Source organism: Ramlibacter sp. (assembly GCF_013697775.1).
In the GTDB taxonomy this organism is placed as follows: domain Bacteria; phylum Pseudomonadota; class Gammaproteobacteria; order Burkholderiales; family Burkholderiaceae_C; genus Ramlibacter.
Genome location: NZ_JACCWG010000267.1, coordinates 1 through 6,479, shown reverse-complemented (window position 1 = coordinate 6,479; position 6,479 = coordinate 1). Strand labels below are relative to the sequence as shown.

Here is a 6,479-nt window from a genome sequence, read left to right as displayed (position 1 = left end):
GGCGGCCCCCGCTCGGGCGGCGGCGGTGGTGGTGGCGGCTACGGCGGCCGCAGCGGCGCGCCGGCCAAGACCTACGGGCGCTGAGCCTGCGCTCCGGCGCCATGGCCACGTCGAACCGAACCGTTCTTGTGGCCGGCGCCACCGGCCTTGTGGGCCGCGAGATCCTGCAGCGGCTGCTGGCTGACGACAGCGTGGTGGCGGTCCATGCATTGGGCCGCCGCGCGCCCGCTCTCCAGCATGCCAAGCTGCATGGGCAGGTGGTCGATTTCTCGGCCCTGCCCGCGCTGCCGCCCTGCGACGAGGTCTATCTCGCGCTTGGCACCACCATCAAGGTGGCGGGCAGCCAGGCGGCGTTCCGCGCCGTCGATTTCGATGCCAACGTGAACGTCGCGCGCGCTGCATTGGCTGGCGGCGCGAAGCGGCTCGGCCTGGTCAGCGCCATGGGCGCCGACGCGCGCTCGTCCATCTTCTATAACCGCGTGAAGGGCGAAACCGAGGACACCATCGCGGCGATGGGGTACCAAGGTTTCGTGGCCGCGCGGCCGTCGTTCCTGGTCGGCGACCGCACGCTGCTGGGGCAGCCGGTGCGCTCAGGCGAAGGCCTGGCGCTGCGCATCAGCACCCTGCTGCGGCCGCTCATTCCGGCGAACTACCGCTCCGTCAATGCGTCGGCAGTGGCGCAGGCGCTTCTCGCCAGCGTGCCTGCCGCGTCCGGCAAGCGCGTGCTGTTCTCGGGCGCGATGCACTCGTTCACCGGCTGACGCGCACCACCGCGTCCTTGCGCTTGGGCAGGTCGGGCAGCAGCTCGATGCCGAGTCCCGGCTTGCCGTTCAGCGAAATCATTCCATTCTTGACCGTCGGCAGTTCGGTCACCAGTTCCTTGTACCAGCCGGTGTAGAAGGCGCGCACGCTTTCCTGGATCAGCGCGTTGGGCGCGTGCAGCGACAGGTGCGTGGATGCGGTCCACACCACGGGGCCGGTGCAGTCGTGCGGCGCCACCGGCAGCTGCCAGGCATCGGCCATGGCGGCGATCTTGCGTGCCTCGGTCAGGCCGCCGCACCAGCTCAGGTCCAGCATCGCCACGCCGGCCACGCCGGTTTGCAGGTAGTCCTTGAAGCCCCACTTGTAGCTGAGCGTCTCGCTGGCGCACACCATCGCCTCGCAGTCCACGGCGTACTGCTTGAGCAGGTCCAGGCTGTCGATGCGGATCGGGTCCTCGTGCCAGAAGGTATTGAACGGCTTCAAGGCACGCGCGATCCTGCGCGCCATCGGCAGGCGCCACAGGCTGTGGAACTCCACCATGATGTCCATGCGCCCGCCGACCGCGTCGCGGATCTTGGCGAATGGCTGCAGTGCGGCGTCGAGGTCCGCGTTGCTGATGTACTGGCCGTGGCTGCGTTCGGCCGCCATGTCGAACGGCCAGATCTTCATGGCCGTCACGCCTTCGGACAGCAGCGACTGCGCGAGTTCGTCGGCGTGGTGCAGGAAGCCCTGCAAATCTTCGTACGGCCCGCTGGTGTTGCCGACACCCCAGTTCGACGAGGTCTGGTTGGCATTGCCGCGGATGTACTGGTAGCCGGCGCAAGTGTTGTAGATGCGGATGCTATCGCGGCTGGCGCCGCCCAGCGCCGTATGCACCGGCATGCCGGCGGCCTTGCCGAAGATGTCCCACAGCGCGATGTCCACCGCCGAATTGCCGCGCGTCTCCACGCCCGAGCCGCGCCAGCCCAGGTAGCCGGTCAGGTCGCGGTTGCGCGCCTCGATGGCCAGCGCGTCCTGGCCGAGGAGGCGAGGCGCCGCCCATTCGTGCAGATAGGCTTCAACGGCCTCGGCGCCCATGAAGGTTTCGCCCAGGCCAACCAGGCCTTCATCGGTGTGCAGCCGCACCCAGAGGATGTTGGGAAACTCCCCCAGGCGCAGCGTCTCGAGTTCAGTGATCTTCATGGCGCACCACCCTCACCCCTGCCCTCTCCCGGAGGGAGAGGGAGGAACTGCCTTCAGCCGCCGCGGGCCTTCTTGAGCGCATCCAGCACCACGTTCACCGCTTCGGCGCCGATGGTCGGCACGTTCTTGTCGTAGACCGGCTTGACCTTCTCGAACATGCGGCGCTGCTCGGCGACGCTGATTTCATTGACCTGCATGCCCTTGGTTCTCAGGCTGGCCAGCGACTTGGCGTTGAGGTCGCGGTTGGCCGCACGCTCGACCTTCTGGCCTTCCATCGCCGCTTCGCGCAGCACCGCCTGCTCCTGCGGATTCAGCGTGTCCCACAGCTTCTTGCTGTAGAGGATCAGGAACGGCGTGTAGGCGTGGCGCGTGACCGACAGGTACTTCTGCACCTCGTTGAACTTCGATGTTTCGATGGTGACGAACGGGTTCTCCTGACCGTCGATGGTCTTGGTTTCCAGCGCGGTGAACACCTCGCCGAAGGCCATCGGCACGGCGTTCGTGCCCAGCGTCTTGAAGGTGTCCAGGAAGATGTTGTTCTGCATCACCCGCACCTTCACGCCCTGGAAGTCCTCGACCTTGTTGACCGGGTGCTTGCTGTTGGTGAGGTTGCGAAAACCGTTCTCCCAGTACGCCAGGTTCACCACGCCGGCGTCTTCCAGCTTCTTGTTGAAGTACTGGCCGGCCGGGCCGTCGAGCACGGCGTCGGCCTCCTTCTCGCTGCCGAACAGGAACGGCAGGTCGAACACGCCCAGTTCCTTCACGATGCCCACCAGCGGCGAGGACGAGGTGCACACCATCTCCTGCGTGCCGGCGCGCAGCGCCTGCGTGGCCGGCAGGTCGCCGCCGGCGGCGCCGCCCCAGAAGGCCACGATCTTCATCTTGCCGCCGGTCTTGGCGGCCAGCACTTCCTGCATCTTCTTCACGCCCAGGCCCACCGGGTGGTCCTCGTTCACGCCGTTGGTGAACTTGATGGTGCGGTCTGCGAATTGCGCAAATGCCGGGGCGGCTGCGAGCAGCGCGCCGGCCACCAGTGTTACGAGAGTGCGTCGCTTGAACATGGCTTGTCTCCTAGGTTGATAACGACAGATTAAATTGAAATTCTTGCGGCCGGCTCAGTGCATCCACCACTTCAGCGGCACCATGACGATGTCCGGCACGAACACCAGGGCGAACAGCACGATGAGCTCGGCGATGAGGAACGGCATCACGCCCTTGAACGAATCGTCCATGCTGATGCGCGCCACGCCGCACACCACGTTGAGCACCGTGCCTACCGGCGGCGTGATCAGGCCGATGGCGTTGTTCATGATGAACAGCACGCCGAAGTACACCGGGTCGATGCCGGCCTTCAGCACCACCGGCATCAGCACCGGCGTGAGGATCAGCACCGTGGGCGCGAAGTCCAGCGCGGTGCCGACGATGACGATCAGCACCATCATCATCAGCATCAGCAGCGTCTTGTTGCCCATGAAGGGCTCCAGCAGGCTCACGATCTCCGCGGGGATGTTGGCCACCGTGATCAGCCAGGCGCTGACCATGGCCGCGGCCACCAGGAACATCACCACGGCGGTGGTCTTGCCGGCCGCCAGCACCAGTTTGTACAGCTCGGACACCTTCAGTTCGCGGTAGACGAACATGCCCACGACGAAGCTGTAGACCGCCGCCACCACGGCCGCTTCGGTCGGCGTGAACACGCCGGCCTTCATGCCACCCAAAATGATGACAGGCAGCGCCAGAGCCAGGCTGCCGCGGCCGGTTTCGCGCAGGCGCTCGGCCATCGGCACGCGCGGCGCCGGCTGCACGTTCTCGCGCTTGGCCACCCACCACCAGGCGATGCCGATGGCCAGGCCCATCAGCACGCCGGGCACGATGCCGGCCAGGAACAGCTTGGTGATGGAGACGTTGGCGGCGACGCCGAACAGGATGAAGCCGATCGACGGCGGAATGACCGGCGCGATGATGCCGCCGGCGGCGATCAGGCCGGCCGATCGGTGCAGGTCGTAGCCGGCGCGCTTCATCATCGGGATCAGCAACGCCGCTAGTGCCGCCGTATCGGCCACGGCGGAGCCGGACAGCGAGGCCATGATGATGGCGGCGATCACCGCCACGAAGCCCAGGCCGCCGCGGAAATGGCCGACCCAGGCCATCGCCAGGTTGACGATGCGGCGCGACAGGCCGCCCGCGTTCATGAACTCGCCGGCCAGCAGGAAGAAGGGCACGGCCAGCAGCGGGAAGTTGTCGGCGCCGTCGACGAAGCGCTGCGCAATGATCTGACTGTCGAACGCAGGCAGCCCGCCGGTCATGGCCATCAGGCTCATCAGCGCGACACCGCACACCAGCAGCGCGTAGGCAATGGGCATGCCCAGCGCCATGGCGCCCAGCAGGCTCAGGATGAAGGTGGCGACGGTCATACCTTCACTTCCTTCAGTTGTTCTTCCGCATCTTTCAAGCCTTCGGCTTCCACCACCTGCACCAGCTGCTCCTCGCTCAGTTGTCCCGTGAACAGCAGCCACAGCTTGTGGATGTTGATGGCGCCGATCACCACCGACACCACGTAGCCGATGCCGTAGACCCAGATCATGGAAATGCCCACCACCGGCGAGACGTTGGTCACCTGCAGTTCGTGCATGCGCCAGGTGCCGATCAGGAACAGCGCATTGCAGAACAGCATCAACGATTCGGACAGGAAAAAGCAGATCTTCTTGCCCGCCAGCGGCAGGTGCTTGACAAGCGTGTCCACGCCCAGGTGGCCGCCTTCGCGCATGGCCACCATGGCGCCGATGTAGGTGAGCCAGATGAAGAAGTAGCGCGACATCTCGTCGGACACGGTGATGCCCGAGTTGAAGCCGTAGCGCAGCACCACGTTGCCGAACACCATGATGACCATGGCCACCATGGCCACCACCACCAGCAGTTCGAGGAATTTGAAGAACAGGTCGATCGCGCGCTTCATGCGTGTTGTCGTCGTTGTGTTGTTGTCGTCTCGTCAGGCGGCCGCGCGCAGCAGCGGCGCCGGCATGTCCAGCTTGGGCAGGCGCCGGCGCGAGCCGAGCACCAGCTCGATGTCGTCGCGCGCGCCGTCGATCAGCACCCGGATGGCCGTCTCGGCCGAGCCAGCGTCGTGCGCGGCGACCGCGTCCAGCACCGCGCGGTGCAAGGGCAGCGACAGCTTCGCGCCGTCCTTGCGCGTGGTGGAAATCTCGAAACTGGTGCGCAGCAGCGGCGACAGCGCCTTGCTCATCTGCACGATCATGCGGTTGTGGCTGGCGCGCAGCAGGCCGCGGTGAAAGCGCAGGTCGGGCGCGACGTAGTCGCCGCCCTGCTCCACCGCCTTTTTCATGCCGGCGAACGCCGTGGCGATCTCCGCCACGTCGGCCGGCGTGGCGCGCTCGGCCGCCATGCGCACCGCCGCCGGCTCCATCACGCGGCGCAGCTCCTGCAGGTCGCGCAGGAATTCGCGGGTGAGGCCGGCCTGCGCCTGCCAGCCGATGACGTCGGGATCGAACCAGTTCCACTGCTCTTCCGGCAGCACCCGGGTGCCGACCTTGGGGCCGGTGGACACCAGGCCCTTGGCGACCAGCGACTTCACCGCCTCGCGCACCACGGTGCGGCTGACGCCAAGCTCCTCGCCCAGCACGGGCTCGGGCGGGATGCCGCTGCCGGCGGCGTAACGCCCGGCGACAATGGCCGCGCCGAGGTGGTCCACCGTGTTGCCGTGCACGTTCTTGATCGTCATGGTTTGCCCGAATCGCGGTCGGCAATGGTATGACGATAAGATGATTGATCTTTCAGGACTAACCCTTATGACTTCGCCCAAGAAGAAACCCGAAGAACTGCGCTCACAACAATGGTTCGGCCGCCAGGACCGCGACGGCTTCGCGTACCGCAGCTGGGTCAAGGGCAAGGGCGTGCCGCACGACCAGTTCGACGGCCGTCCCGTCATCGGCATCTGCAACACCTTCAGCGAACTCACGCCCTGCAACTCGCACTTCCGCACACTGGCCGAGCAGGTCAAGATCGGCGTGTACGAGGCCGGCGGGTTCCCGCTGGAATTCCCGGTGATGTCGCTGGGCGAGACGCTGCTGCGCCCCACCGCCATGCTGTACCGCAACCTGGCCAGCATGGACGTGGAGGAGTCGATCCGCGGCAACCCGATCGACGGCGTGGTGCTGCTCATGGGCTGCGACAAGACCACGCCCTCGCTGCTGATGGGTGCCTCCAGCGTCGACCTGCCGACCATCGGCGTCTCGGGCGGGCCGATGCTCTCGGGCAAGTGGCGCGGCCAGGAACTGGGCTCGGGCACCGGCGTGTGGAGCATGAGCGAGCAGGTGCGCGCCGGCACCCTCAAGCTGCAGGATTTCTTCGAGGCCGAGAGCTGCATGCACCGCAGCCACGGCCACTGCATGACGATGGGAACGGCGAGCACGATGGCGTCGATGGTCGAGGCGCTCGGCCTCGGCCTGCCCGGCAACGCCGCCTATCCGGCGGTCGACGGCCGCCGCAACGTGCTCGCGCGCATGGCCGGCCGGCGC

7 protein-coding genes are annotated in these 6,479 nt (G+C 66.6%); 2 read left to right on the top strand and 5 right to left on the bottom strand.

Features of this window, described 5'->3' with window-relative positions; all coding sequences use genetic code 11:
- The first annotated feature begins 101 nt into the window (after positions 1 to 101).
- A complete protein-coding gene (locus H0U68_RS13115) occupies positions 102 to 761 on the top strand; it encodes an NAD(P)H-binding protein (RefSeq protein ID WP_296356262.1) in 660 nt (219 codons plus the stop codon).
- On the opposite strand, the gene H0U68_RS13110 is transcribed toward H0U68_RS13115, so the two are convergent.
- The 5 genes from H0U68_RS13110 to H0U68_RS13090 are packed head-to-tail and all read right to left on the bottom strand — an operon-like array spanning position 751 to position 5,683.
- Positions 751 to 1,944 carry a mandelate racemase/muconate lactonizing enzyme family protein gene (locus H0U68_RS13110; RefSeq protein WP_296356261.1) on the bottom strand — a complete coding sequence of 398 codons (1,194 nt, stop codon included), beginning with the start codon at positions 1,942 to 1,944 and terminating at the stop codon, positions 751 to 753. The two genes, H0U68_RS13115 and H0U68_RS13110, sit on opposite strands and share 11 nt — an antisense overlap.
- 53 nt (positions 1,945 to 1,997) lie before the next feature.
- Positions 1,998 to 3,005 (bottom strand): TRAP transporter substrate-binding protein, encoded by a 1,008-nt coding sequence (locus H0U68_RS13105; RefSeq protein ID WP_296356259.1) that lies wholly within the window; start codon positions 3,003 to 3,005, stop codon positions 1,998 to 2,000.
- 54 nt (positions 3,006 to 3,059) lie between these two features.
- Entirely contained in the window at positions 3,060 to 4,358 is a 1,299-nt protein-coding gene (locus tag H0U68_RS13100; protein ID WP_296356257.1) for a TRAP transporter large permease subunit, read from the bottom strand.
- Positions 4,355 to 4,900: a TRAP transporter small permease gene (locus H0U68_RS13095; RefSeq protein ID WP_296356255.1), complete on the bottom strand. Its 546-nt coding sequence runs from the start codon at positions 4,898 to 4,900 to the stop codon at positions 4,355 to 4,357. Before H0U68_RS13095 ends, H0U68_RS13100 begins: the two co-directional genes overlap by 4 nt.
- A 33-nt stretch (positions 4,901 to 4,933) precedes the next feature.
- Positions 4,934 to 5,683 carry a FadR/GntR family transcriptional regulator gene (locus tag H0U68_RS13090; protein WP_296356253.1) on the bottom strand — a complete coding sequence of 250 codons (750 nt, stop codon included), beginning with the start codon at positions 5,681 to 5,683 and terminating at the stop codon, positions 4,934 to 4,936.
- A gap of 67 nt (positions 5,684 to 5,750) precedes the next feature.
- Between H0U68_RS13090 and H0U68_RS13085 the strand changes: the two genes are divergently transcribed.
- Positions 5,751 to 6,479, top strand: a 729-nt coding sequence (locus H0U68_RS13085; RefSeq protein ID WP_296356252.1) for a dihydroxy-acid dehydratase, incomplete at its 3' end; no start/stop codon positions are given.

Excerpts from the sequence above, each read along its gene's own strand:
- H0U68_RS13115 (WP_296356262.1), top strand. The coding sequence starts at position 102 with ATGGCCACGTCGAACCGAACCGTTCTTGTGGCCGGCGCCACCGGCCTT.
- H0U68_RS13110 (WP_296356261.1), bottom strand. The coding sequence starts at position 1,944 with ATGAAGATCACTGAACTCGAGACGCTGCGCCTGGGGGAGTTTCCCAAC.
- H0U68_RS13105 (WP_296356259.1), bottom strand. The coding sequence starts at position 3,005 with ATGTTCAAGCGACGCACTCTCGTAACACTGGTGGCCGGCGCGCTGCTC.
- H0U68_RS13100 (WP_296356257.1), bottom strand. The coding sequence starts at position 4,358 with ATGACCGTCGCCACCTTCATCCTGAGCCTGCTGGGCGCCATGGCGCTG.
- H0U68_RS13095 (WP_296356255.1), bottom strand. The coding sequence starts at position 4,900 with ATGAAGCGCGCGATCGACCTGTTCTTCAAATTCCTCGAACTGCTGGTG.
- H0U68_RS13090 (WP_296356253.1), bottom strand. The coding sequence starts at position 5,683 with ATGACGATCAAGAACGTGCACGGCAACACGGTGGACCACCTCGGCGCG.